Source organism: Paraglaciecola sp., assembly GCF_039964565.1.
Lineage (GTDB): Bacteria > Pseudomonadota > Gammaproteobacteria > Enterobacterales > Alteromonadaceae > Paraglaciecola.
In genome coordinates this window covers 195,320-221,084 of record NZ_JBDVXF010000005.1, presented here as the reverse complement: position 1 = coordinate 221,084, position 25,765 = coordinate 195,320, and the positions used below count along the sequence as shown (strand labels likewise).

Annotated in this window: 20 protein-coding genes; 8 read left to right on the top strand and 12 right to left on the bottom strand. The window is 41.8% G+C overall.

Annotated elements, in window-relative coordinates; genetic code table 11:
- Positions 1 to 2: 2 nt before the first annotated feature.
- The 3 genes from acpS to mazG all read left to right on the top strand — a co-directional run bounded on the left by acpS (position 3) and on the right by mazG (position 3,671).
- On the top strand, positions 3 to 383 hold the full coding sequence (gene acpS, locus ABJK37_RS02315; protein WP_348349696.1) for a holo-ACP synthase: 381 nt from the start codon (positions 3 to 5) through the stop codon (positions 381 to 383).
- Between the two features lie 306 nt (positions 384 to 689).
- Positions 690 to 2,846 carry a GTP diphosphokinase gene (relA, locus tag ABJK37_RS02310; RefSeq protein ID WP_348349694.1) on the top strand — a complete coding sequence of 719 codons (2,157 nt, stop codon included), beginning with the start codon at positions 690 to 692 and terminating at the stop codon, positions 2,844 to 2,846.
- 15 nt (positions 2,847 to 2,861) lie between these two features.
- Positions 2,862 to 3,671: a nucleoside triphosphate pyrophosphohydrolase gene (gene mazG, locus ABJK37_RS02305; protein ID WP_348349954.1), complete on the top strand. Its 810-nt coding sequence runs from the start codon at positions 2,862 to 2,864 to the stop codon at positions 3,669 to 3,671.
- A gap of 28 nt (positions 3,672 to 3,699) precedes the next feature.
- Here mazG and ABJK37_RS02300 read toward each other — a convergent pair whose 3' ends face one another.
- From ABJK37_RS02300 to ABJK37_RS02290, 3 genes are all read right to left on the bottom strand, one after another.
- Entirely contained in the window at positions 3,700 to 4,017 is a 318-nt protein-coding gene (locus ABJK37_RS02300; protein WP_348349692.1) for a hypothetical protein, read from the bottom strand.
- 33 nt (positions 4,018 to 4,050) lie between these two features.
- Positions 4,051 to 6,165, bottom strand: coding sequence for a trypsin-like serine protease (locus ABJK37_RS02295; RefSeq protein ID WP_348349690.1), 2,115 nt, complete (start codon positions 6,163 to 6,165; stop codon positions 4,051 to 4,053).
- A gap of 112 nt (positions 6,166 to 6,277) precedes the next feature.
- Positions 6,278 to 7,702, bottom strand: a complete 1,425-nt coding sequence (locus ABJK37_RS02290) for an MATE family efflux transporter (protein ID WP_348349687.1) — start codon at positions 7,700 to 7,702, stop codon at positions 6,278 to 6,280.
- Positions 7,703 to 8,058: 356 nt separating this feature from the next.
- Here ABJK37_RS02290 and ABJK37_RS02285 point away from each other — a divergent pair, with 356 nt between their 5' ends.
- The 3 genes from ABJK37_RS02285 (at position 8,059) to ABJK37_RS02275 (ending at position 10,098) form a co-directional block, all read left to right on the top strand.
- Positions 8,059 to 8,955 (top strand): DUF1295 domain-containing protein, encoded by an 897-nt coding sequence (locus ABJK37_RS02285; RefSeq protein WP_348349685.1) that lies wholly within the window; start codon positions 8,059 to 8,061, stop codon positions 8,953 to 8,955.
- Between the two features lie 6 nt (positions 8,956 to 8,961).
- Complete coding sequence (locus tag ABJK37_RS02280) at positions 8,962 to 9,513, top strand: nucleotidyltransferase family protein (protein WP_348349683.1); 552 nt, start codon at positions 8,962 to 8,964, stop codon at positions 9,511 to 9,513.
- 75 nt (positions 9,514 to 9,588) lie between these two features.
- Positions 9,589 to 10,098 carry a VC2046/SO_2500 family protein gene (locus tag ABJK37_RS02275; protein WP_348349681.1) on the top strand — a complete coding sequence of 170 codons (510 nt, stop codon included), beginning with the start codon at positions 9,589 to 9,591 and terminating at the stop codon, positions 10,096 to 10,098.
- Between the two features lie 45 nt (positions 10,099 to 10,143).
- On the opposite strand, the gene ABJK37_RS02270 is transcribed toward ABJK37_RS02275, so the two are convergent.
- Together ABJK37_RS02270 and ABJK37_RS02265 are read right to left on the bottom strand one after the other, a co-directional pair.
- On the bottom strand, positions 10,144 to 11,460 hold the full coding sequence (locus ABJK37_RS02270; protein ID WP_348349679.1) for a Na+/H+ antiporter NhaC family protein: 1,317 nt from the start codon (positions 11,458 to 11,460) through the stop codon (positions 10,144 to 10,146).
- A 120-nt stretch (positions 11,461 to 11,580) separates the two neighbouring features.
- Positions 11,581 to 12,561: a D-cysteine desulfhydrase family protein gene (locus tag ABJK37_RS02265; RefSeq protein ID WP_348349677.1), complete on the bottom strand. Its 981-nt coding sequence runs from the start codon at positions 12,559 to 12,561 to the stop codon at positions 11,581 to 11,583.
- A 304-nt stretch (positions 12,562 to 12,865) separates the two neighbouring features.
- Between ABJK37_RS02265 and ABJK37_RS02260 the strand changes: the two genes are divergently transcribed.
- Entirely contained in the window at positions 12,866 to 14,554 is a 1,689-nt protein-coding gene (locus ABJK37_RS02260; RefSeq protein ID WP_348349675.1) for a pseudouridine synthase, read from the top strand.
- Here the strand turns inward: ABJK37_RS02260 and ABJK37_RS02255 are convergent, their stop codons facing one another.
- A complete protein-coding gene (locus ABJK37_RS02255) occupies positions 14,555 to 15,478 on the bottom strand; it encodes an EamA family transporter (RefSeq protein ID WP_348349674.1) in 924 nt (307 codons plus the stop codon).
- Between the two features lie 101 nt (positions 15,479 to 15,579).
- Positions 15,580 to 16,284, bottom strand: a complete 705-nt coding sequence (locus ABJK37_RS02250) for an AraC family transcriptional regulator (protein WP_348349672.1) — start codon at positions 16,282 to 16,284, stop codon at positions 15,580 to 15,582.
- A gap of 237 nt (positions 16,285 to 16,521) precedes the next feature.
- Between ABJK37_RS02250 and ABJK37_RS02245 the strand changes: the two genes are divergently transcribed.
- On the top strand, positions 16,522 to 18,627 hold the full coding sequence (locus ABJK37_RS02245) for a TonB-dependent receptor (protein WP_348349670.1): 2,106 nt from the start codon (positions 16,522 to 16,524) through the stop codon (positions 18,625 to 18,627).
- A 475-nt stretch (positions 18,628 to 19,102) separates the two neighbouring features.
- Here ABJK37_RS02245 and ABJK37_RS02240 read toward each other — a convergent pair whose 3' ends face one another.
- The 5 genes from ABJK37_RS02240 to ABJK37_RS02220 all read right to left on the bottom strand — a co-directional run bounded on the left by ABJK37_RS02240 (position 19,103) and on the right by ABJK37_RS02220 (position 25,616).
- The gene (locus ABJK37_RS02240) at positions 19,103 to 21,469 is read right to left on the bottom strand and encodes a TonB-dependent receptor (RefSeq protein ID WP_348349668.1); all 2,367 of its coding nucleotides are present in this window, start codon (positions 21,467 to 21,469) and stop codon (positions 19,103 to 19,105) included.
- An 819-nt stretch (positions 21,470 to 22,288) separates the two neighbouring features.
- The gene (locus ABJK37_RS02235) at positions 22,289 to 23,590 is read right to left on the bottom strand and encodes an ATP-binding protein (protein WP_348349666.1); all 1,302 of its coding nucleotides are present in this window, start codon (positions 23,588 to 23,590) and stop codon (positions 22,289 to 22,291) included.
- A gap of 4 nt (positions 23,591 to 23,594) precedes the next feature.
- Positions 23,595 to 24,338 (bottom strand): response regulator, encoded by a 744-nt coding sequence (locus ABJK37_RS02230; protein ID WP_348349664.1) that lies wholly within the window; start codon positions 24,336 to 24,338, stop codon positions 23,595 to 23,597.
- Positions 24,338 to 24,766: a DUF3019 domain-containing protein gene (locus ABJK37_RS02225; protein ID WP_348349662.1), complete on the bottom strand. Its 429-nt coding sequence runs from the start codon at positions 24,764 to 24,766 to the stop codon at positions 24,338 to 24,340. Before ABJK37_RS02225 ends, ABJK37_RS02230 begins: the two co-directional genes overlap by 1 nt.
- A 10-nt stretch (positions 24,767 to 24,776) precedes the next feature.
- Positions 24,777 to 25,616, bottom strand: coding sequence for a MipA/OmpV family protein (locus ABJK37_RS02220; protein ID WP_348349660.1), 840 nt, complete (start codon positions 25,614 to 25,616; stop codon positions 24,777 to 24,779).
- Between the last annotated feature and the right edge of the window lie 149 nt (positions 25,617 to 25,765).

Here is a 25,765-nt window from a genome sequence, read left to right as displayed (position 1 = left end):
TCATGGCAATTAGAGGGCTGGGTACTGATGTGGTGGAAATCGCAAGAATTGCGAGTCAATTAAATAAGTCACAACGTCTCGCACAGCGAGTATTAACCGCTACCGAATTAGCTATTTTTACTACCCATAAATTTCCAGAGCGTTTTTTGGCAAAACGTTTTGCTGCTAAAGAGGCGGCTGTAAAGGCTTTGGGCACTGGCATTGGAAACGGGGTCAGTTTTCACGATGTAGAAGTAGTGAATTTGCCCTCTGGGCAACCGACACTGGTTTTTTCAGGGAAATTTGCTGAACTTTGTGAAGAACAGGCTATCAATAACAGTTTTATATCGATTTCAGATGAACAGCATTATGCGATGGCGACTGTTGTTCTAGAGTCTTGTTGAATAAAGGCTGTAATCAAAAGCATTCAATAAAGAAGTAAAATAGTTTTAACTAGGTACGCACTAAGTTGGTGCCACTAAGTGCTAGCTTGATGCAGCCGTCATCAGCCTAGCCATGTAAGCCTTTTAATTGGGGCGCCGTGTAGCAAAAATGTTGGCGCGTAATATGATTGTAAAATTGAAGACAAAAGATGGAAAATTCAATACTAACGTCAAAGTAACCTGCAAAAATGGACTTAGCTTATGTTGCCGCAATTAATAATTGCTTTACCCAATTCATCTCATTTCGGTGAAGTAGGATAGATTTATATGGTTTCAATTCGAACAGTACATGAAGATCACCGCCCTCCCTTTGATAAATGGTTGGCAGGCTTAAATCTGCCCGAAACAAGCAAACAAAAACTCAGAGATGTGTCTGATACCCCTGAAATCCTGCTAATTGGGCAGGAAATGGTTGAGATTCTGCACGAATTGCACATGGACGATGAGACCTTGCAGGCGGCGCTAATTTATCCCTATTGTGAAGTACACAAGCTAGATGAAGAGCAAATAAAAGAACTCTTTGGTGAAGGCATACAGAAGTTAATTGTCGGCGTGAGACGTATGGACGCTATCAAGTCTTTGCATTCTCGGGCTAACAGTAAAAAGAAAAACGATGAAGAGCAAATCGATAACGTGCGCCGCATGTTATTGGCCATGGTTGAAGATGTTCGCGCCGTCGTGCTTAAGCTTGCTGAACGTATTTGCGCCTTGCAAAAAGTTAAACATGAGGATGAAGAAACTCGGGTGTTGGTGGCGCGGGAATGTTCGACTATCTATGCCCCTTTGGCGAATCGACTAGGGATAGGCCAGTTAAAATGGGAGCTAGAAGATCACTCTTTTCGATATCTACATCCCACCACTTATAAACAAATAGCTGGGTTACTCGATGAGCGTCGCACCGACCGTGAGCAATATATTGATGATTTTGTTGAGGAGTTACAGGGGGTTCTAGATAGCCAAAATATTAAGGCCAAGGTTTATGGTAGGCCCAAACATATTTATAGCATATGGAAAAAGATGCAAAAAAAACATCTTAGTTTCGAACAGCTGTATGACATTCGAGCGGTGCGCATCATAGCCGAACGTTTGCAAGATTGTTACGCCGCTTTAGGGGTAGTGCATGCTCACTGGAAACATATCCCGAATGAATTCGATGACTATATAGCCACGCCCAAACCTAATGGATACCAATCAATCCACACAGTGACCTTGGGTAAACAAGGTAAAACCATTGAGATTCAAATTCGTACTGCAAAAATGCATGAAGATGCCGAGTTAGGTGTGGCAGCGCATTGGCGCTATAAAGAAGGTACGACGTCGAGTCGTTCGGCCTACGAAGAACGAATCAATTGGTTGCGGAAAATTCTACTTTGGCAAGAAGAAGTGGCTGACAGTGGCGATTTAGTTGAAGAACTACGTAGTCAGGTATTTGATGATAGGGTTTACGTTTTTACTCCCAAAGGTGATGTGGTTGATTTGCCCCTAGGTTCAACGCCATTGGATTTTGCCTATTACATTCACAGTAATGTGGGGCATAGATGTAATGGAGCCAAAATAGCCGGCAGAATTGTTCCTTTTACTTACCAATTACAAACTGGGGATCAGGTTGAAATTCTTACGGGTAAACATTCAAATCCCAGTCGCGATTGGATGCACCCAGGTTTAGGTTATGTGTATTCATCCCGTGCTCGTGCCAAGATCCAAACTTACTTTAAGAAGCAAGATAAAGATAAGAACCAACAAGCGGGTAAAGAGTTGCTTGATAGAGAGTTAGTCAAAGCCAATATTGAGCCGAAACTGGCAGGCGAAGCTATTTCGCGATTTAACATGCAAAGCATCGACGACCTCTATGCCGGTGTGGGCGGTGGCGATGTGCGTATTATGCAAGTGGTGCACTTTTTACAGCAAAAATATGCGCCAGAGCCAGAATTAAAAATCAGGTCTAAAAAACCGCAATCGGCGAAGCTCAAGAAAGACAGCATAGTGGTAGAAGGGGTCGGTAATCTACTCAGTCAAATCGCGGGTTGTTGTCAGCCATTACCGGGCGAAGAAATTATGGGCTATATCACCCAAGGTCGTGGTGTCAGTGTACACAGAGAAGATTGTGAGCAACTAGCAAACTTGCTGGATCAACACCCCGAAAGGCAAATAGACGTCAATTGGGCTAATAATTTACAAGCTGCATTTCAGACTAAATTGCAGGTAGTTTGCGAAGACCGAGACGGTATTTTACGAGATGTAACCACTGTTATCGCTAACGAACAAGTAACCCTATTGGGAGTTAACAGTAAAAGTGATACTAAGCTTCATACCGCCATTATTGAATTAAGTTTAGAGGTGAAAAACCTAGGTCTTCTATCCAAAGCCAAGAGTCGCCTGCAAGTTATCAAAGGGGTAACTGAAGTGATTAAGGTTGATAAGTAAGTGTCTGAAGCAAAAATGTCTAATCAGCAAATCTCCCGTTTGTTGAAAATAATGCAGCAATTAAGAGATCCAAAAACTGGTTGCCCATGGGATCAAAAACAAAATTTTACGAGCATAGTGCCCCATACAATAGAAGAAACCTATGAAGTGGTAGACGCTATTTTGAGCGGTAATATGCTTGATATTAAGGACGAGTTAGGTGACTTATTATTTCAGATAGTGTTTTATGCACAACTTGCCCAGGAACAACAACAATTCGACTTTGAGGATATTGCACAAACTATCAGTGATAAGTTAGTAAGGCGTCATCCCCACGTTTTTCAAAGTGCTGTAAAAGGTCCTGCCACAAAGAGCGAAGATGAACTCAATCAGCAATGGGAACACATTAAACAACAAGAACGTGAAGCATCAAACAAACCAATAGATATCAGTGCTTTGGCAAACATTCCTAAAGGAATGACCCCTTTATTGCGGGCGCAAAAAATCCAGAAAAAGTGTGCCAATGTTGGATTTGATTGGACTGAGTTACCGCCAGTTGTTGATAAAATTCACGAAGAAATAGAAGAAGTTCTTGTTGAAATTAACGCTCCAGAGCCAAATCAAGTAGCGATTGAAGAAGAGATTGGAGATCTATTATTTGCCGTAGTCAATTTAGCCAGACATAGCTCAGTCAACGCTGAAACCGCATTAATCAAAGCTAATCGTAAATTCGAGAATCGTTTTCGAAAGGTTGAGAAAGAGATTGATAATCAAGGTATGAATATACACGACGCTAGTCTGCAACAGATGGAAGCCGCGTGGCAAAAAATAAAAAAAGACCAGTGAATCGAGACTCTGAATCAATCACGTAAGGCTACTGCTCAACTTTATTTGCAACTTCTATAAACTTTTTTGGATTGCGCATCGACTTATTAGTATGTCGATAACAAACACTTTGGGTGTGTTTGATGAAAAAAGCTCTGATAGGTTTATGGTTTTGTGGATTTTTATTGTTAGTAAGCTGTATTGCAATACTCTCTGCACAGACCCAACACATCGTGACTTGCAGTCCAGAATCAAGTAAGCCGTTTATTGAAAATCTCGATACCGCTGACTCCCAAGGGCGATACGCAAAACGATTTCCAGTACTTTGAAAATTTTCTAGATACAAAAAAGGCAGGGTAGTTATCACATACCCTGCCTTTTATCATCATATAGATGTCAACTAGTGTGGGTTTCTCAATCTAAACGTTAGTCCAAATAAGCACAGTATCATCCACCCTAAACTACCACCGCCTGACGAACCAGATGAATCGGTGGGAACTGGCAGTGGCACAGGCTCTTCCACTACTGTTGGCGTAAATACCAAGTTACGTATGAAACCTTTGTCTTCACCTTCCGAAGCTGCAGGATCTTTGTTGTAGGTCCAATTGACGACGTTTGTACCTTCAGGTAGGTCAATAGTCACTTCTGTAAAATCGACTTCTCCTGAAATGTATTCAATTAGCTCCCCGTTCACATATAAATAAAGGGCATCGTAGGGTTCAAATTCAGGATCCGTGATTTCTAAGTCTGTGTTTTCTTCAGAAGAGACTGACCAATCGAAAGTTAACACACCTTCTCCCTCAATTTGAGCTATTAGCACGCTGTCTTGCAAATCATTATTCGTGCCACTCTCAAGGCCTTCACTAGCATTGGCTGTCCAACCTGACGCTCCGTTTGAGCCTCCACTAAAGATAGTGACGGCGTCTGAAGCTGTGCCGGCGGCAGATGATAAGTCACTTGCAGAGCCCAAGGTATTACCAAGAATGTAAGTTTTACTGGCTGGCACTTGATCGTTGTCTGTGGTGATAATCAACTCTGCTGTCACAGCACTTAAAGTAGTGGGAAGGTAACTTAAGCTTATTTGGCAACTTGCACCGGCATCTAAGGTGGCGCAATTACTGCTATCCAAACTGAAGTCGAGGTTGCTGTTCGCTGAAAGTTCAAAACTTAGGCCTACATTGATTTCACTGTTGTTAGAAACAGTCAGTTCGGTAGTTTGTTCAACCCCTTCCAGTCCGATACCAAAATCTTGGGTTTGCGGCACTGCAATTCCGTCAGTGATTGCTGATATCCAATCTGTAAACTCAGCTACGCGAGTATACACGCCAGGATACCCCGCTTCAGCACAACCAAAGCCCCAACTGACAATACCAACTTGTTGTACACCTGAACCTGTATTCACAACAAGCGGCCCGCCACTGTCTCCTTGACAGGAACCTTTACCGCCAGCGGGAAAAGATGCACAAATCATCACATCAGTTACAGATACGTTGTCTGGTGAAATGCCAAAGGTTTCTCCTAACACTTCTCTACATTGCGCATTAGTTGAAAGGCTCAAGTCAACTTTGTGCAGTACATCTGGAAAATCAGACGTTGGGCCTTCACCTGGCGCATAACCTTCACGGCCACCCCAACCGGCGACAGTTGCCACACTGTTTTCAATAGCCCACAGATCTGTATCTTCAGAATTGGCTAATTGTACGGCTGCTCCTTCGACGGACGTAACCAGTTCAATTATGGCAATGTCACTGCTGATTTCGTCGGCATCATATTGTGGGTGCATAAAGATATTCGCGATATCGATGGCATTTTCTGCTCCATCAGATAAATCGTATTCCCCTATGTTCATTTTAAAGCCGGATGGATTGCCGTCGTCCACGCAGTGCGCCGCGGTCAGTACCCATTTATCGCCTAAAAATGACGCACCACATGTAGAGTCTTGTTGTAATTGTGCTGTTGCGCTCACCGACAGTGTTGCAACGCTATCAAGTTGTTCCAATAGTTGTAAGCCGTCGTCTCGAGTGACAGCAACAACTGGAATAGTACCAGTATAATCATCGCCTAATGTACCGGAGATATTGCCTGTTTCTTCATTGTTATAAATAATCGCACCAATACCTCCACCGGCTTCACAGTTGTCTGCTTTTAGGGAGAAATCTACCTCTCCTCGTTCGATTAAACACACCTTGCCAGTGGCCTCAGCACAGACTTCATCGGCTATGCCACAGGAAATCATTTCAGCGCTCGCTTCACCCGGCGCACCAGATGTAAAAGGTCTGGTTTCGTAATCAACGCCACTCACACTTAAGGATGTCAGGAAGTCGGTAAAAGTGAATACGTAGGCGGTCATCCAAGGCCAGTTATCCTGAACGGCTTCTTCCCCTCCAACAATACGCGTTTCAGCGAGTTGGTTATTTACCTTGCTGTTTGGCTGCAACGGAGATTTTTCTGCCAAAACTTGGCTCGATAACAATAGTGACGTGGCTGATAAACCCGCACATAAAAGTTTGTTCATAGATACTTCCCAATAGTTTATTCTGATGCTTAATAAGCGTTACGCTGTTATCGCGTTTTTAGTTTTGCGCAACCGCTATATTCGTGGATTAATCTCAAATGTCAATTAACCGCTAAACTTGCTTAGTTTTCCAGCGGCCCGTGCGAAAAACCACGAATGCGAGTATAGCGATAAACAGTGATGCCAAAGGAATAGCTGCAAATACACCCGCAGGCCCTACCTCTAAGCTAATGGCTAACCAGTACGCGAGTGGTATCTGCAATAACCAATAACAAACAAAGTTAATCACTGTGGGAGTCATAGTATCACCCGCACCGTTAAAGGCTTGTACTAAAGTCATACCCACAGCGTAAAATCCATAACCATAAGCCACAAATTCTAAACATTGCGTGCCATATTCAATAACTTGAGTGTTGTCACTAAAGAGACTAATGATGCTGGCTGAGAAAAAATAAAATGCGAAAGCCACAGTTAACATAAAGGCTAAGTTATATTTTGTAATTGCCCACACCGAAACTTCAGCTCTTGCGGCTTGTTTAGCACCTAAGTTTTGTCCTACTAATGTTGCCGCAGCATTACTTAAGCCCCAGGCGGGTAGCATAGTGAACATCACGATTCTAATTGCAATAGTATAACCTGCCACCGCATCACTACCGAAATGTGACACTATCCTCACTAAGAACACCCAACTGGCTGTGGCAATTAAGAATTGTAAAACGCCGCCTACAGAAACTCTTAGTATTCCAGCAACAACCGCTAAATCTAGTCTTAACTTATGGATAAAAAGCTGGATTTTTCCGCTGACAGAAAACAGATGATATAGCTGATACAACACCCCAACACTGCGACCAATAGTAGTGGCCACGGCCGCACCAGTTAATCCCATTTCAGGAAAGGGGCCCCATCCAAATATTAATATGGGGTCAAGTACAATATTAATGCCACTGGCTAACCACAAAGACTTCATTGCAATTTTGGCATCACCGGCACCACGAAAAATAGCATTGAATAAGAACAAAAATAAAATACTGACACACCCTCCCAACATGATGGCAGTGTATCCTTGGCCCATTATCGCCACGTCTTGGGTAGCGCCCATCAAGCGTAATATCTCGACAGCATAAATACTGCCTGGAATTCCTACCGCCAAAGCCACCCCCAAACCTATCCAAATCGTTTGAGCCGCAACTTGATTGGCACCAGTAATGTTTTTCTCTCCAACTCTTCGAGCTACCGTGGCGGTGACCGCCATGCCTAAGCCAATTGCTACGGCATACAACAGCGTGATCACCGCTTCGGTTAAGCCCACAACCGAGATGGCCTCTGGGCCCAAAGCGGAGACAAAAAAGATATCGGTAATAGCAAACACCGATTCCATTATCATTTCTAACACCATAGGCACAGAAAGCAAAAATGCCGCTTTGCCAATTGAACCTTGGGTTAAGTCTTGCTGATTATCGCTGCTCAAGGATTGTTTGAATAAGCTATATATAGATTGTTTACTTTGTTCTGAATTGGTACTTGATTGATTTTGCATAATAATTTCCATATGCCTAGACAACTAACCTGTTTTTAGCGCAGCAAAAATAGTCAGATGTTAGGTCGTTACTTAATTTGATTTTTTAGGGCTAACAAAGCTTTGTTGTCGCTTTATGCCTAGAAAGATTATGCTCGGCTGGAAATCTCAGACTTCATAACCGAGCTGATAATCGCAGGGGCGACTCTGGCAATTGAATTGTTCATTGGCTTACTCGGTTATAAATTAGGCTTAAAGAATGCTATCAAATTAACTATTTGTCAAAATAAAATGAGTTAACAGAACTTTTTTTGATTAGAAAGGGTATAAAAGCGCTAAGGGTTGATAATCAAAATAAAAACTTAGGAACCTTAACTATGCAATTTATTCGCGCTTTAATTATTCATCTCGTCGTTTTTGTATTAGCTGTGGCAATGGTTTGGGCAGGCAGTGATGATGGCCAGCTACTTAATTTAGATTCAAACAATATTACCTTAGACAGCACCTTGTCAGTTTTTGCAAGTTGTGCGCTGATCGCTTTCGTCGTTCAGTGGGTGGTGTTGATCCCTGCTCACTTACTTAAAACAGAGCATTTTTATGATTTGACTGGGGGCGCAACCTACATAGCCGTCATTATTTTTGCTTATCTGCAAAGTGAACAAACTGACATTCGCTCCACGATCCTGACTGCCGTGGTGGCTATTTGGGCGATTCGCTTGGCGGGTTTTCTGTTTTTAAGAGTACGTAAACAAGGATCTGATAGTCGTTTCGATGAGATTAAACATAACTTTTGGCGTTTTTCGATTGCCTGGACGGTGCAAGGGTTATGGGTTTTAATTACCGCGGGCGCAGCAATCGCGGCTATAACCTCGAGCCATAAAACTGATTTTGGTTGGATTGGGGTCGTTGGTCTTATGCTATGGCTAATTGGCTTTTTAATTGAGGCTGTGGCCGATAATCAAAAGCGCAAATTTAAACAACGACAAGACACAAAAACACAGTTTATTGAAACGGGGTTGTGGGCTCGATCCCGTCATCCTAATTATTTTGGTGAAATTTTGCTGTGGATCGGAATCGCAATTATCGCTTATCCCGCTTTGTATCAATGGCAACACTTAACGCTAATTTCTCCCTTGTTCGTTTTACTATTACTGACAAAAATCAGCGGGGTGTCTCTGCAAGAAGAGCAAGCTGATGAGCGCTGGGCTGACAATGACGATTATCAACGCTATAAAAAGGCGACACCTGTACTCATTCCTAAATTATTTACTTAAAGCTAAATGGCATTGGGCGAAGAACAACGTCTCATAAGTTTGTTGCAAAGTGATAACGATCGTTTGGCAATACTTGAAGCTGTTGCCACCCTCGTATTGACCGACTGTTGGGTGGCCGCTGGTTTTGTGCGTAATTTGGTTTGGGATCATTTACACAAAATTAAAACTCAATTGAATGATGTGGACGTGATCTATTATAGTCAATCCGACACGCAAGGTCAGCTAGCTGAACACGCCACTCGCCAGTTGCAGCAGCGACTCCCTAATGTCAATTGGCAGGTTAAAAATCAAGCCTTGATGCATAAAAAGCGCCAGCATAATTGTTATCTAAGTAGTACCGATGCCATGACTTTTTGGCCGGAAAAAGAAACCGCAGTTGCAGTAAAAATAGATGCGAGAGGAGTCATTACTGTTAATGCACCTTTTGGCCTTAGTTCATTATTCGCACAACAGATTACCTTTAACCCAAAAGCAGACGAACAGGTTTTTAGAAACAGAATATCCCAAAAGTCATGGTTAACGATTTGGCCGAAATTACAGGTGGTATCGCACACCTAGGTGTTTCAATGCCTAAAGTCTTTGCTAGAAAACACGATAACTAAGGTATCTGTTTTTTTCTTAGTGAACACGCACTTGCCCGACTCGATTAATACAAGTCAATCTGATCTTAACGCTAGCTTTGAAGCGATTTTATCTAATGACTATGAATTAAATGGCACAATTAACCGCGCCTCGAGAGAAGGGGCAAAATTTGCGTTGATTATGGCGATGCTTGAGCAAGATTGTTCACAGCGACCGAATGTAGAGAAAAACCAACAAACCAATCAAAGCCCAGAGCATCCAAAAGATCTCAATTATTACCGCCCCAATCCTCTGCAAGTTGATGATACTTATTGGCGAACTTGTCAGAATACCAGTCAATTAATAGACAGTGGTCAAATACAATCTGCGCATCTGTGGTTGGCGATGCACCCTGAACCGTTATCACAACACAATAATGCAGAGGTTATCGACCCAGAGGTGGTCGCTAACTGTAGTTTTATTGCCCAAGCTCGGTTGCAACAAGCCGCCGCCAATACCCTAAAAGTTGATGAGACTGGCCTGTACGATATATTGCAACAATTGGATCCTACTGCGGCTTAAAGAATGAGTCTAGCATTCACAACTGTCATCAAGGTTTTGCGTAGTTTAGCCAAAGTCATCGGTTGCCTTATCTTTGAATTTGGGTAACCCAGTTGCGATTGCCAAAAGCGCAAACACTAAAATCAACATGGGGTACCAACAATATGGTGTTAACACTATGGGGGATACACCGGCAAGACTAGCGGCAGCCAAAAGTTGTCCTCCGTAGGGGACTAACCCTTGAAAGCCACATGAAAATATATCAAGTAAACTTGCAGTACGCCTCGGATCTACTTGGTAGGTGTCACCTAAGTCTTTGGCTATGGGACCTGTGGCAAGTATTGCAATAGTATTGTTGGCTGTGGCTATATCCAGCGCACTCGCTAATGCAGCAGTGCCAAATTCTGCACCTTTTTTATTGGTGATCCCTTTAGTAATGTGACTGACCAACCACTGAATACCGCCATAGGCATGCATAAGTGCCACTATGCCACCTATTAGTAGGGCAATGGCTACCATGTCTTGCATCCATCCCATTCCTTTTTGTATGCTTTGTAACATAGCTGCAAGGGTCAACAAGTCTTTAGATAAGCCGATCACGCAGGCGCTGCCTATACCCACAGCTAACACGCCAATTACGTTTACTCCAAACAGTGCGCAACCAATAATCAACAAATAGGGCAACATCAACCATGGGTCATAATCTTCAGAGGTAATAACAGCACTGCCATCAATATCTACTCCTAAAAGCAACACTACTGTTATTAATGCTGCTGGTAAAACAATGATTAAATTGGCTTTAAATTTATCCCTTAATTGCACACCTTGGGTACGAGTTGCAGCAATGGTGGTATCGGAAATAAAGGACAAGTTGTCACCAAACATTGCTCCACCAATGACTATACCCACTGTCAGAGGGACAGGCACGCTGAGACTTTCAGCTAACCCTATACCAATAGGTGTTATCGCGGTAATGGTGCCCATTGAAGTGCCCATAGCAAAAGCGATAAAACAAGCAATCACAAACAGGCCAGGCAATAGATAGGCAGTGGGCACATAATTTAAGGCCCAATTGACAGTGGCGTCTCGGGCGCCAATATCAATAGTGACGGCATAAAACGCCCCAGCCAATAGAAAAATCACAGCCAATAAAATAATGGTTTTGTCGCCGCCACCTTTACAAAAAATATCGATTTTTTCTGATACAGATAATTTTGATGTTTTATTGTTAAGTAATAACGCAAATCCCGCTGAAATCATAAATGCGACTAAGATAGGCATAGTGGAAAAACTTTGTGTCATCAGCCCGGTGCCTATAACTAAGAGCATAAACAGTAATATAGGGGTGAGTCCCCAAAAGCTCTCAGTAGCCGGTTTTTCCATCAATTTTTACCTTTAAATCTATTATAAAACAAAGTGTTAATTTTATAACAACACACTAGAGTGGCAATAGATTAGTGCGACTTTGCAGAGCTATCATATGCCTTAATTGGTGATAGCGGACTAATCTAGCGCCTGTGCGTAGGCAAACAACGATGGCGCGCCACCTGTATGCCAAAAAAGCACCTTGTCGTTTTTAGTCAGTTTGCCACTACGAACCAAATCAATTAGTCCACTCATGGCCCTTGCGGTATAAACAGGATCTAACAATATGCCTTCATGTTTTGCCGTTAGTGAAATCGCTTCTTTTTCTTGTTGCCCAATTACGCCATACCCTCCACCGACATAATCCGCATTTAGAATGAGCTGGTGTGGTTGAAATTGATAATCTAGACCTATTTTTTCAGCGGTGGTATTTACCAACTGAGCAATCTGCTGTTCAAAAGGTAAATCTGAATTGGCTTCTTTATCGATGTTAATGCCTATTAAATCAAAGGTTTGCTTGTAAATTTCTTTGCCTAAAATTAATCCTGCGTGAGTACCTCCGGAGCTTGAAGCAAATATCACATGTGAAAACTCAACATCGGTATTTTGCTGTTGCAACTCAGCTACCGCATCGATAAAAGACAATGCACCTAATTCATTAGAACCACCATAAGGCACGATATAAGGCTTTTTACCTTCTGCTTGCAGTTGCGAGAATATGCGAGGGATATCTTGCCCTTTGCGGTTAGAGCCAGTCCAGTGAATGTGGCTACCAAAAAGTTGATCTAACAGTAAATTGCCTTGGGTTTCCGTTGGTGCTTCTCCCCCAAGCAATAAATGACACTCTAAATTTAATTTAGCAGCGGCGGCGGCCGTTTGACGACAATGGTTGGACTGCGCCGCTCCGGCGGTAATGATAGTGTCGCAACCTTGTTGTAACGCGTCAGCTAAAATATATTCGAGTTTTCTGGTTTTATTGCCCCCTAATGCCAAACCTGTCAGGTCATCTCGTTTCATGAATATTTGCGGGCCATCTAGAAAATGGCTTAGATTTGACAACTCGACTAAAGGTGTGGGGAAAAAGCCTAAGGATGTTTTTTCGAAGTGTTTGATATTCATAATTTGTCTCTTCATACCCGACTATTGAGGGAGCAATTTTTAGGAGCTGAGGTTTAGGTCAATCAAAGTTAACGCAAAGTTAAACTACAACTGAAACTTTATCTGATTAATTTAATATACATTGCACTTTAGAGCACGCATAATGCGCGGCGAAAATCTAGGCAACAGCAATCATGGGTTTATCCCATGAGCTTGAAGCCTCAGTAAAAAACACTGGTTTAAGTCAAAATAGCCCAAGCTAAAAAACACAGTGTTAGTGAAAACAAGTATCAGTTTATCTCCTCGTAGTTAAGAGCCAAGTGTTATGCAAATTGAAGAGCGGTGTTTTACAAAATTCACCGTACCTATCGAACAATACGATTTACCCAAACGTTTTACGTTCCCTTTTTATTATCAGCCACACCCCTTATGTGTCTTGGCAGCAAACCAATTACAACAGCATCTAATGACTCAAACGCAATGGCAACACAACTTTGGTTTGTCTGATGATCCTAAAAACATAATTGGGAAAATGTTCGGGGTGTTGTTGGTTAGAAACCAGCAAGGCGAGCTGGGCTTTATCGCGGCTTTTTCAGGCAAATTAGCTGAGCAAAATCATATCCAAGGATTTGTGCCACCGGTTTTCGATTTATTGGCGAGTGATAGTTTCTTTTTGAATGAAAAGATAACAATTAACGAGCTCAATGAACAAATAGACACTCTAGCAAACACGCCGCAACTGGCATGCTTGCAACGAGATTTACAGCTATTAGAAACACAGCAGCAACAAAAGATCGACGAACTTAAAATTGAGTTAATCGAAAACCGCAAAAAACGCAAAAAGCAAAGACAGTTGCTGCAAAGAGAATCAGATAACCAAATTGCAGATTCAGGCCTACAGGCTTTAGCACAGCAAAGTGTGTTTGATAAGTGGCGCCTAAAAGAACTAAACGAACATTCCCAACAACTAGCCCAGAAACTGCAACTCAAAATAGAACAATTCACGACGCAAATAAGTGAGTTAAAGTTGCAACGAAAAAAGCTTTCAGCTGAGTTACAGAATAAAATATTTAGTCATTATCAATTTTTAAATCAAGCACAACAGTCGAAAAGTTTACTGGATATTTTTGAAGAAACGGCCATGAAAACTCCACCTGCTGGAGCAGGGGAGTGTGCAGCACCTAAACTCTTACACTATGCTTTTTCACATCAATTAACCCCTCTCGCTATGGCCGAATTTTGGTGGGGAGCCTCTCCAAAATCTGAAGTGAAAAAACATCAGCAGTATTACCCAGCTTGCACAGGAAAGTGCCAACCCATTTTAAAACACATGTTGGCGGGCACGACCTTAGACGAAAACCCACTAATATTTAACTATGGTGAAGATAAAAATTTAGATCTGGTGTACCAAGACGCCGACATACTAATCGTTAACAAACCCACCGAATTTTTGTCTGTACCCGGCAAAGAAATCTCTGATTCAGTTTACCAGCGTATTAAAGAGCAATTTCCTCAAGCAACCGGAGCGTTAATAGTCCATAGGCTTGATATGTCTACCTCTGGTTTAATGGTTCTGGCACTTCATCCTCAAGCCAATAAATATCTGCAGAAACAATTTATCCAGCGACAAGTCCACAAAAAATACGTCGCTATAATAGAAGGTATACCACAACAGGATCACGGCGAGATTAGGTTGCCGTTAACAGGCGACTTTTACGACCGACCCAAACAAATTGTGTGCTATCAAGATGGAAAACCTGCCCATACTCAGTGGCAAGTACTCGAACACTACCCGAATAACAATCAAACTAGAATACTGCTAACCCCGCACACTGGTCGGACTCATCAATTGCGGGTGCATTGTGCTCACAAGGAGGGCTTAAACATGCCCATTTTAGGTGATGATCTATATGGGGTACGCGGCAAGCGCCTGCATTTACATGCGCAAACTCTAGAAATTGTTCATCCAGTTAGCAAGGTTGCCATGAGTTTTACAGTGGACGCTGAATTTTGATTAGGTAACCGCTGAAGTAATTGGTACTGCTGGTTTATTTGTCATTTGAATAAATAAACACAGTAAGATCAATACAATGCCAATCCAGCCAATCGCAGTGAATTTTTCTCCTACCACCGCTACAGCCAAGACCGTTGCAAGAGCGGGCTCCAGCATAGTTAACAAAGTGGCCTGGCTTGCCTCAACATAGTTAAGTCCGTAACCAAATAAAATATAACCCAAATACATAGGGATAATCGCCATATACAAAGCAACCGTTGTATTGGTAGTGGTGGCAAATAAATTGTCACCGGTGAATAATAGAGAAGGTAGCAATAGGCAAGCTGCCAACCCAAATATAGCCGACATGGCCGATTTAGAATGTACTTGCTGACTGATTAAACACTTTGCAGCCCAAGAATATAAGGCGTAACTTAAGCCCGCGACTAGTCCAAGTATCATGCCAAAATAATGGTTAAATGGAGAAGAATTCTGGATGCTATCATCTACTTTTCCCATTGATAAAAGTACTATACCGGCTGCCCCTATGGCAAAACTGATAATCCACTTAGCCGCTATGGATTTTTTGCTAATTAGACACTCCAATAACACAGTGAAAAATGGCGCGCTGGCAAGTGATATTACCGTGCCTATGGCGACTCCAGATAATCGCATAGCGCTGTAAAATGCTAGGGGGTAAATCGCTACCGATAATCCGCCTACTATTAATAACTTATAATTTGATAGTAGTTTTTCTTTGTCTATTTTAAGATGTCTAAATGCACTTATTACTAGTAAAATTCCGCCTATTCCCATAGCAAATGCACCGCTAGCCAATGGGCTGACATTAGGTGTAAAACTCGCCGCTGTACCTGTTGTGCCCCACAATAAACAGGCTAAAATAATTGCGGCGCTTCCTCTTAACTCTTGTTTGTGGTCAGACACAAAACACTCCGAACTTAGTTTGAAAACTACAACAAATTGTACAATGCGTATGGGTGATGTACTTTGCTGTTCAGACGCTTATATTGGCTATTTAGGCGTTTTTATTGTGAAAACTCTCGAGGTGAGATCCCGTAGTACTGCGAAAAGCGGCGACTAAAAGCAGATAAATCTGTATATCCCACTTGTTCAGCAATAATCTGGATAGGGTAATCGGTATGCATCAAAAGGGCTTTAGCTTTTTCCATGCGCTCTTTTGTGATGTGTTTGGAGACACTTAAACCTAGCTGTTGGGTAAAGACTTTCTTAAACTGGGTTTGGCTTAAACAGGCGACCTTCGCTAAGGATTCAATTGAAAGCGGGGCGGCGAGATTCTCGAGGATATATTCAATCACCAATCGGATGCGGTGATCAAGCTGTTTAAAAAGACTCTGCTGCTCCAATAAAATAATGAAGGTAGTTAACATCGACTGTTCAAGTTTTGGATTGACCTGATTTTCGAGCTGTTTTTCCACAAAGTTCAAATAACTCATGAGTGGCAGGGTAATGGCAAAAACTATGTGCTGAGAATTTAAGAGGTTTTCGGGTAAATCCACCATGTCGGCCACTACAAACTTAGCCTCTTTATTTGCAGTAAAGTGATGCATCTCACCTTGTTTGATAATGACGCATTCTCCGGGCGCGACTTTTCCCGAATAACTGACTAACTCTATATTTATGGTGCCACGTAATGGCAATACCAATTGATGGTAACTATGGAAATGTCCATTGCGCTGGCGGCTGTAAGAGCGAATAGAGAGGCTTTGCATGAGCAACACGAGAAATATATAACTGATAACCTAGAGTACACCATTGCATATAAATAAACTTGTTGAAGATGTATCAATGTTGAAATTATCGCAATTGCGGCGATTTTTACATTGATTGAGCAAAAGGCTACAAGTCGATACAAAGTTTCTTATATTTCTAACAGTTCACTTTTAAATTCTTCCCTATTCTTGTCGCATTCCTTCTTACATTCAATTTACTCACATTAAAGGACTAGAATGAAAACCCAACTTGTACTCACGCCTATTGCATTGTTGTTATGCAGCTTATTTCCGCATTATTCCTATTGTCAGGAGGATGCGGCCGGTCAATCAGGTAATCTCAAAACCGACAAAGTAAAAACAGACCGCATCGAAGTGATCCATAAACGTAGCAGTGTAATGTCTGAAATAACCGAAAACACCGCGAAATTAATTGCTATGCCCGGTACCAATGGCGACCCATTACAAGCCGTGTTTGCTTTGCCAGGCGTAGTGGCAGCTGGTGGTGCGATGGGATCTCCTGCGGTCAGGGGGTCATCTCCTGAAGACAATTTATTTGAGATTGATTTCATGCCAGCCGGTTATATTTTCCATGATTTTGGACAATCTATTTTTAACCGTCATTTAGTTCAGGATTTTCAATTATATTCGGCGGGTTATGGCACTAGTTATAGTGCAGCTACTGGTGCTGTTTTTGATGTGAGTTTGCGTAATCCTAAACATCAAGATATTCAAACCACTATTGATTTTAGTCTATTTAATTCTGGAATTTTTGTTGAAGGGCAAGTAAGTGAAAACAGCGCTTTTTATTTTTCTGCCCGAAAAAGTATGTTGCCACTATTTTTTGAAACAGGTGAAGAGTTAGAAGATGATGACGGTGAACTCAGTGGCCTGACCATCAACGACGAACCAGACGATAATGATTATCAAGGTAAATGGGTGTGGGATATCGATGATAACAATGTTTTGTCTGTGTCTGCCACAGGAGCCGAAGATAGCGTTGCAATCAATCTTAACGAACGCGCTGACATAGCGTTAAAAATCCCAGATTATCAAGGCGACGCTGAGTTTACTCAAAAGTTTAATAGCCAAAGTATTATTTGGGATCACTATTCTAAAAATTTACACGTAAAAAGTGGTATCGGGTTTTTAAATGACAGCGAACGCCTCGAATTAGGTAAGAGTGACGCCAACCCAATAGGTTTGTTCATCGACAGTGAAAAAAAACAAATATCCTATAAAAGTCGCCTTAACTACCAATTCGCTCAATCGCATCATTTGATTGTTGATGCGGCCTATTATGATGTTACTGAAACCTATGCATATGATATTTTTCAACAGGTTTGTACCGAAATTGATCCAGATTGTGATGGCGATCTCGGCGAGCGTGTTAACGATATAAACGAAGTCGATACCAGTAACCAATTTGTAGGTATTACTGACGTATGGGCGTTCAGTCAAAACTGGCAAGCTGAGTTAGGTGTGCAGTGGCAACATAATAACTACAGTGAAGAAAGCTTCGTTTTACCGCGATTTAGCTTGAGTTATTTTATCAATGATAACAGTACGATAACCGCAAAATACGGCAAGTATAATCGTCTACAAGATATCGATTATATTTTGCCGACTTTAGGTAATCCCGACCTTAAGTCGCAAACTGCAACCCATACTACCTTAGGTTTTGAGCAACACCTTGCGAATGAGTGGAGTTGGTCAGTAGAAACCTACTATAAAAAAATGGAAGACTTGCCCTTAGCCTTAAACGAGACAGAGGTCGATGCTGACTTATTGTATTCCAATGATGTAGAAGGGGAGGCCTATGGGGTCGATTTATTGATCAATAAAAACCTTGTGGACAAATGGTATGGTTGGCTATCACTCAGTTATTCAAAAAGTGAGCGCACTAACCTACGTGAACAACAGAGCTTTGAATATTACGCCGACACGCCTTTAGTGGTTAATATGGTGCTAAATTATCAACTCAGTGAAAAATGGAATCTGGGTTTTAACTTCACCGCACGTAGTGGTCAGCCTTACACTCCCATCATTGGTGTACGGGAAAACCCCAGAGCCGAAGGGTACTTTCTGCCCATTTACGGGCAGGCATATTCAGAACGGTTTGATCTTGCTCATCGTCTAGACGTTCGAGCGGAATATAAGAGCAGTCTGTGGGGGCTTGATGCGACTTGGGTATTTGAGGTTATGAATATTTATGGTCAAGAAAATACCAGTTATATCGATCTAGATTACGCCAAAATCAATTCGACAGATGATTTAATAATAGTCGAAGAGAGCGACAACTTTTCGTTACGCCCTTCAATTGGTTTAAGTGTGACGTTCTAAAAATACTGTTTCAGCAGAAGAGCTTTAACAGTCATGAATATGGGCAAGCTCAGTAATGAGCTTGCTATTTAATTTAGGCTCAATTTAGGTGAATTAGTGTGATTACCAGGGATTATGTCGGTCTAACTACCGAGCGACTTTGTCGTAAACAGCATATCAGCCAGTTGTTAGACTGGCTTTGTTTTATGCTGATTCTTGCAACGCTTGCGACCTTTCAACTCTCAGTGCAGTGGTATTCATATTGTTTCTTAGCCACGTGCTACGCACACCTCCAGCGCTAATATCAATGCCGAGAGCTTCAGTCAGCTTGATTGCCACTTTCTGTTGACCAAGGTGGGGATGTTCAACGGAGAACTTTATGACTGCATCTCCGATGGCTTTATCTACACAGTTTTTATGCCTTATGTCAGATGTTTCTTGACGTCTTAAGGCATCAGGACCGCCTTGCTTAACCAGTCTTAAGTGAGTGTATTAACTAATTGTAGAATTCGTAGCGTAGGTTTACGCCAATCGTTCTTGGGCGTAAACGATAGCCACGTGCATCAGCTGAAAAGAAATCCATGTGCACTAAGGCGTCTTCATTAGTTAAATTATTGGCAAACAACTCAATATGTAAGTCATTTACAGTTAATCCCATACTCATGCGTAGCTCACCATAGTCACCCACTTCTTGACCACGTTCAGCGATATCCGCATAAAACTCACCAATATAAGAGTAGTTTGCACTGGCATAAAACGGATAACCAGAAATTTCTGAATCATACTGAAGGCCAAGGTTATAGCTTAGCTTCGGCGACCCAGCTAGACGATCACCGCTAAAAGCGCCCGCTTCTGGCACGTCTTGACTGAACTCCGCTTCTGTATATGACACACCTAAATTAAGTCTTAAGGCTTCGTTTAGTTGATATATAGTTTCAAGTTCAAAACCTTGTGAACTCGCTTCGCCGCCATTTAAGGATATCGTTAAGTTTGATATGGCACCGGCAACATCCAAGCTTTCGCATTGACCAGCAACGTCAACAGGCAGGTCTAGCCAGTCAATTTGAAAAACCGATGCGTTAATTTGTAGCCTTTGATCCAGCAATGTCAGTTTTGCACCTAGCTCAAAGTTTTCGGTACGATCAGAATCAAAACCAGGCTGATAGGCGGCACTAGTGCCGTCTAGAATACCATCGTTATTTTGGTCACAGGTTACAATTTGTGGAACGCGCTCTTCTGGGTTAGCAAGGTTGGCACCACCTAAACGGAAGCCTTCAGACCATTGGGCGTAAAGCAAGGTGTCATCAGTGGGCATATAAGATAAGTTGGCCTTAAATACCGTGTCGCGTTCTGATGTTTCTTTATATGGAAAATCTACATTGACAACACCAGACTCAAAGATGATTTCATCTTCATATCTGGATGTGGTGTAGTCAAAGTTTCGGGCACCTAAGGTCAATTCGAATTGATCATTAATCTCGTAAGATAACTCGCCAAACAGCGCAAACTGATCAATGGTGTTGTCCTTATTTTGAGTAAAATATCTAGGCTGTGTATTCCCTACAACACCGATTAAAGTTTGCCCTAGTAGCCATAAAGTATAGTCGGAGGAACTTTCAGACTCCTCGTAATACGCCCCCACCAAATATTGGAAAGGTCCGTCTAGTTGCGATGTTAGGCGTAATTCTTCTACAAATCGCTTTGAGTCATCTGGTCGAAAGCCTGCCGCAGGTAATCCATTGGCACCGGTTAGATCATACCAATCTTCGCTGTTTGCATCGATCCATGCGGTGGATGACAACAAGCTCGCCCAACCTAAATCATATTCAACAATCAGATTAGTGAGATTTACTTCGTTTTGATGACCAACATCATTGCCCCGAACCTCAGGGATATCACTGAGACCAATAGATATAGAAGTTTGAGCGTAATTACTGTTACTTAAATTTTCGTTTAGTAATTCTATATTTGGCTTACCTATTTGTTCGCCTTCTTGATATATATACATCAAATTTACAGACAGTTCTTCAGTCGGTTCCCACAGCAAGGAAATACGAGCACCGGAAGTTTCAACGCGACCCACATCCGACTGGTTTACATATAACTCACCACCGCCAAGACCTGAAAAATCATCGAATCTTGCAGATGATGTTACAAAACCATTTTGCTCGCGAACATTGCCCGCAACATTATCAATAAAGCCGCTATCATCGTGTCGATAAGTCACTGCACGCAGAGCTAGAACGTCGTCAACCAACGGCACATTAAGAACCGCTTCAAGTCTATTATTGGTCGAGCCCGGACCACTAGTCGAAGACAGTGAAGCTTTGACACTTCCCTCAAAAATATCGAGTTGAGGTGCGCGTACAATGTTACGTACGGCACCGGCAAAACTACCAGCCCCAAACAGAGTACCTTGTGGGCCGCGAAGCACTTCTACCCTATCTAGATCCACCATTTTCAAATCAGGAGTGCTTCCTTGCCAACCAGTGCCCGTTAAAGGCACATCACCAAGGTAGGTATACACAGCAGCTCTGCCGCCAACTTCTGTTTGCACACTGGCTGACAAACCCCGAACGACAGTACCATTTACGCCGGATCCTAAATCCACGTAGTTCACACCTGGCACGGTGCGCAAGTAATCGTCCATGTCTTCGATATTCTTACGATCAATATCTTCAGAACTAATGGCTGCCAAACTAATGGCTGTGTCGTTTAGGGTGGTTTCACGCTTAGTCGCAGTAACCACTATCTGTTCAAGCGTGTAGTTGCTGCTTACGCTTTCTTGCGCCAGTCCAGTGTGACCAATGCCTGCGGATAATATGCCAACTACAGCAGCACATACTTTAGTTTTCGAGTTCATTATTTTCTCCTTGGTCTTATATATTTTTTTTATTGATATTGCCAACGCGAGCTTACGGTTAGTTTGTGCGTCAGACTTATGCTTTAAACATCATCAAAGAGTGATTTTTCTGTAATTTACACAAAATTTACACCTGCGATCAATAATGCTCACATATGTTAATTATCATGTCGCAGCTGATTCAGCAAGTCAAGTACATAAATGCGGTAAATGTGATCAAATATTTTGGTGTGATTTAGGCGCTACGTTGCTTTACGTTGAATATCCTAAGTGATTGTTTATAAAGAATAAAAAGACTAAAGAAGACACCCATTCTTAAAAAGTAGCGAAAACGCCGCTTTGTTCTATACCTTAAGGTATTCAAACAACCACGGATGGTCTGTCATGTCTCAGTTGTTAACAAGAATGTAAAACTGGTCCACTTGATCAATTGAATTCTGATCCATTTGTAAAGAGAATAAAGAGTAAAAATAAAGAAAAATAAAGAAAACACCCATTCTAGAAACTATCGGTGTCACAAGAAACTATCAGCAAACTATCAGGGTCAGAACAAAGTTAAATTATTCGTAATGAAGCCTGCGGGGTTGAGGTTTGCTGAAACGTATGATTTGTCACAAAGTTTACCGTTCAACCCGTTAAGTTATTTGGTCGACTTTGGGTCGAAAATCGACCTTAATCCAGACTATCAGTCAATTTCGAATATGTCTGCAATTCGCTCATTGTCGCCTATCAAGATAGATCAAAACCTATTGACTCAAAGTATTAGATGTAAGCTACTACAATTTAGGCTGAGAACTAGTTTGAACCAGTGCATAGGCTTCAGTCAGTTTGAATGGGTAACTTCACTATTACCTCTGCGCCTTTGAGTGTTTGGCTTTGTGTCATTAGTATCTCACCGTTATGCCACTCAATGATGCGCTGTACTATTGCTAATCCCATACCGTATCCTTGGGGTTTATCAACGGCATGTTTGCCTCGTACAAAGGGCTTAATTAAGTCCTTTTCATCTCCAGCAAAACCACAACCGTCATCGGCAATGCTCAAGCAAATATGTTGTTCACTTTGGTGTATGTTCACTAAAACTTGGGTATCACCATATTGCAATGCGTTCTGCAGCAAGTTGTTGACTACAATCTGCAAATATTTTGGGTCGCCAACTACCCAAAACGATTCACTACTAGGTTGCAGAGTGATTTTTTGCTCGGTTGAATTCTTAGCTTGGTTCTTAGTGTCTATGCATTGTTGTACAATCAGATTGACGTTAACTTGTTGTTTATCAATTTTAACCATTGCTTGTTCTAATCGGGCATAATCCAGCAGTATTTCTACTAAACAGGTCATTTCATCTACGTCACTACCTAAACGTTTTAGATAGAGTTGCCGTTGTTCTAGGTTGGTTTCTTCAGCAATAGTGTCAATTCCAAAACGCATTCGCGCTAAAGGTGTTCGTAGGTCATGAGACACGGCACTACTGAGCAATTTCACATCACTCACTAAATTTTGGATACGTTGCGCCATATGGTTAAACTCTTGCTCTAAGTCTTTGACGTAGGACACACTACCGACTTTAATGCGCTTATCTAACTGACCCTTCCCAAATAACTGAGCGTAATGACGTAAATTGATTAAGCGTGAAACCAGTGGGTAAGTCCAAATCCAAATCAACAATACCAAAGCCCCATAAAACAACAGGGTAAGCAATAATTTTAAGTTGCTAGGTTCAGGTGGGTTAATCGCAAAAGTGGGTTTAAGTAATAACAAGGATTGTTGTTTTTCTAAATAAAAATACAAGCTCACCTCATTATTGTTTGTTAACAAAAGAGGTTCGCCGGATTTTACTTGTTGCACTAGAGGTTTTGGTAGTTGAATTTGAGTTAGCGGCATTATACTCAATTGATATTGCCCCTGTTGCGGCCAACTTGCCACCACGTCTTGAGGTCGTTCTATGGCGTTTAGTGTTGCTGCTAGATCTTTGCCAACTTGCTCCAATACAAGCACTGTATCGTTATTGACACTCGAAGAATTGGGCACAACATAATAAAATAAATTGTCCAATAGTCTCCCTAAACCGATAGTGGCTGCCAGAACGGCTGCTATTAAAGACAGCGTTAATAAGCGCATTGAACTACCAAGCATCAGGTGCAAACAAGTAACCCTTACCCCAGATTGTTTTTATTTTTAAAGGATCGCGAGATTCATCGCCTAATTTTTTCCTTAACTTGGAAATTCGCAAATCAATAGAGCGATCAAATCCGTCATATTCGATACCACGCAATTGGCTAATTAAGCTATCTCTAGAGATTACCGTACCGGCACTTAACGCCAAGATCCACAATACATCAAACTCCTTTGAAGACACCTTAATCAATTGGTCATTTAAGCTTACGCTACGAGACAGTTTATCTACCTGCAAACTTTTAAATGTTAACTTGGTTGGTTCTTGGGAAGGTTCAATTGTTGGTAGCGAAGGAGTCTTTTGCAATTGAGTAGCGATATTGGTTCGCATTGCAATGGCCTTATTGATTCGTGTCAGCAGAGCTCGTGCGCGCACCGGTTTAGTGATGTAGTCGTCGGCACCCAGTTCTAATCCAAGCACTTCGTCAATTTCCTCGTCTCTGGCAGTGAGCATAATAATAACGCCAGAGTACTTCTGCCGAACCTGTTTACACACTTCGAAACCATCTAAACCAGGCAACATACCGTCCAAAATTACCACCGCGGGCTGTAATTGTGGGATGGCTAAAACCGCTTCATCACCACGCATACATTGGGTCACAATAAACCCTTTATTACTTAGATAATCGCGTATCCAATCAGATAACGACACGTCATCTTCAACTAACAATATTTGTGTTTCTTTTTCATTCATTAGAATAAACGCCATGACAATCGAGATTTTTGTTGCTTTTTATACACCCAGGATACCTCTAATGCAGATGCCGCGATAACAACACTGCTTTTCTCTAATTTTAAATAAAAATGCAGGGTGTTGTCTGTGCTAAATTGCTGTGTAAATACTCCTTGGTTACTTGCAACCCAACATTTTAGGGGAGAATCTTGAGCGGACGAATACAAACAATAGTTGTTAGGTTTAGCCGTGCGCCAGCTCATTTTTAGATTCACAAAACAAGCTTGGTTAATATGTAAAGAAACACAAGTATTGGGTTGAATCTGTAATTTATTCGTTTCGGTTGTTTGCAATGAGGAATCTGCCCACACATGATGATTTAAGCCTAGTAAACAAGCTAGGCTGATACCTTTGCATATGTTACAAAAAGTGCTGCTAACCCAAGTCATGTGATTGCCCTTAGAACAATACATAGACGATAGAAATTTGCGCAATTGATTCAATTTTAGGATCAACAATTGGGCTGTTGTGGGCACTACTAGGTAGCCGGGTGAATTGTATCGAACTTTCAAGCACCCAATCAGTCGCTAAGGGGTAACTGATACCGAATTCTGCGCCAAGGGTAATACCGCTACCCGCTGTGTAGACCGGAAACTTATCACTGGCCTCAGAGTCTGAAACGCCGTAATAATAATTCAGTGTTTTACTATTATCATATTGAGCGCTGAAGGTGGTATACAAGTTAGCATTGAAGTATTGCCAGGTTTTTCCGTACCACAAAGCTAGGTGTGTATCGTGGTGTTCAAGATCAGAAATAGGTGCAATTAATAGTCTAAGGGCGCTGGTTTCGTTGATATAGTGAGTAGCCCGCAATCCAAAACGGTTATCTGATTTCCTTGGGTTAATTCCAATGAGACCATTTTGTTCATTGTTGATTGTATCTGAATCGTCGACCCGAATTGATGTATGTACTTCACTGATATACATATCAAACGACCAAGCAGGGTCGGAATAAAAATTATAACCTATTCCCGGCAGCCCTAGGCCTTTCAGCCCTTTGTCTTCAATAAAAAAACCGTTCCATTGATAATTGAACCTGAGATTTAAAACGTTGCCAAAGTGGTGAGGGGCGTCTACAAATCGGCTATCGAAGGCAGCAATTGCAAAGCTTGCTTCCATAAAACCGCCGTTGCTACTGTCATCTTCATTGGAAGTTTGTGCAGTGACGGCACCAGGGGTGAATCCCAAAATTACTGTTAGGGTTACCAAGGCAAACCAATAGCCTAAAAGTTTATACAAAATATTCCTTCCATTTCAGCGTACAGGCAATAGTAACTAGTATTTGACCTTAAAACGGAACGAATATTTGTATCTAATTGTATCTTTTGATTAGGCGCTCGGTGTCATTCTTAGGATTTTCTATATGTGATTGCACTGTATTGGCTTGT

Coding starts and splice junctions, on each gene's coding strand:
- acpS (WP_348349696.1), top strand. CDS start 3: ATGGCAATTAGAGGGCTGGGTACTGATGTGGTGGAAATCGCAAGAATT.
- relA (WP_348349694.1), top strand. CDS start 690: ATGGTTTCAATTCGAACAGTACATGAAGATCACCGCCCTCCCTTTGAT.
- mazG (WP_348349954.1), top strand. CDS start 2,862: ATGTCTAATCAGCAAATCTCCCGTTTGTTGAAAATAATGCAGCAATTA.
- ABJK37_RS02295 (WP_348349690.1), bottom strand. CDS start 6,165: ATGAACAAACTTTTATGTGCGGGTTTATCAGCCACGTCACTATTGTTA.
- ABJK37_RS02290 (WP_348349687.1), bottom strand. CDS start 7,702: ATGCAAAATCAATCAAGTACCAATTCAGAACAAAGTAAACAATCTATA.
- ABJK37_RS02285 (WP_348349685.1), top strand. CDS start 8,059: ATGCAATTTATTCGCGCTTTAATTATTCATCTCGTCGTTTTTGTATTA.
- ABJK37_RS02280 (WP_348349683.1), top strand. CDS start 8,962: ATGGCATTGGGCGAAGAACAACGTCTCATAAGTTTGTTGCAAAGTGAT.
- ABJK37_RS02270 (WP_348349679.1), bottom strand. CDS start 11,460: ATGGAAAAACCGGCTACTGAGAGCTTTTGGGGACTCACCCCTATATTA.
- ABJK37_RS02265 (WP_348349677.1), bottom strand. CDS start 12,561: ATGAATATCAAACACTTCGAAAAAACATCCTTAGGCTTTTTCCCCACA.
- ABJK37_RS02260 (WP_348349675.1), top strand. CDS start 12,866: ATGCAAATTGAAGAGCGGTGTTTTACAAAATTCACCGTACCTATCGAA.
- ABJK37_RS02250 (WP_348349672.1), bottom strand. CDS start 16,284: ATGCAAAGCCTCTCTATTCGCTCTTACAGCCGCCAGCGCAATGGACAT.
- ABJK37_RS02245 (WP_348349670.1), top strand. CDS start 16,522: ATGAAAACCCAACTTGTACTCACGCCTATTGCATTGTTGTTATGCAGC.
- ABJK37_RS02240 (WP_348349668.1), bottom strand. CDS start 21,469: ATGAACTCGAAAACTAAAGTATGTGCTGCTGTAGTTGGCATATTATCC.
- ABJK37_RS02235 (WP_348349666.1), bottom strand. CDS start 23,590: ATGCGCTTATTAACGCTGTCTTTAATAGCAGCCGTTCTGGCAGCCACT.
- ABJK37_RS02230 (WP_348349664.1), bottom strand. CDS start 24,338: ATGAATGAAAAAGAAACACAAATATTGTTAGTTGAAGATGACGTGTCG.
- ABJK37_RS02225 (WP_348349662.1), bottom strand. CDS start 24,766: ATGACTTGGGTTAGCAGCACTTTTTGTAACATATGCAAAGGTATCAGC.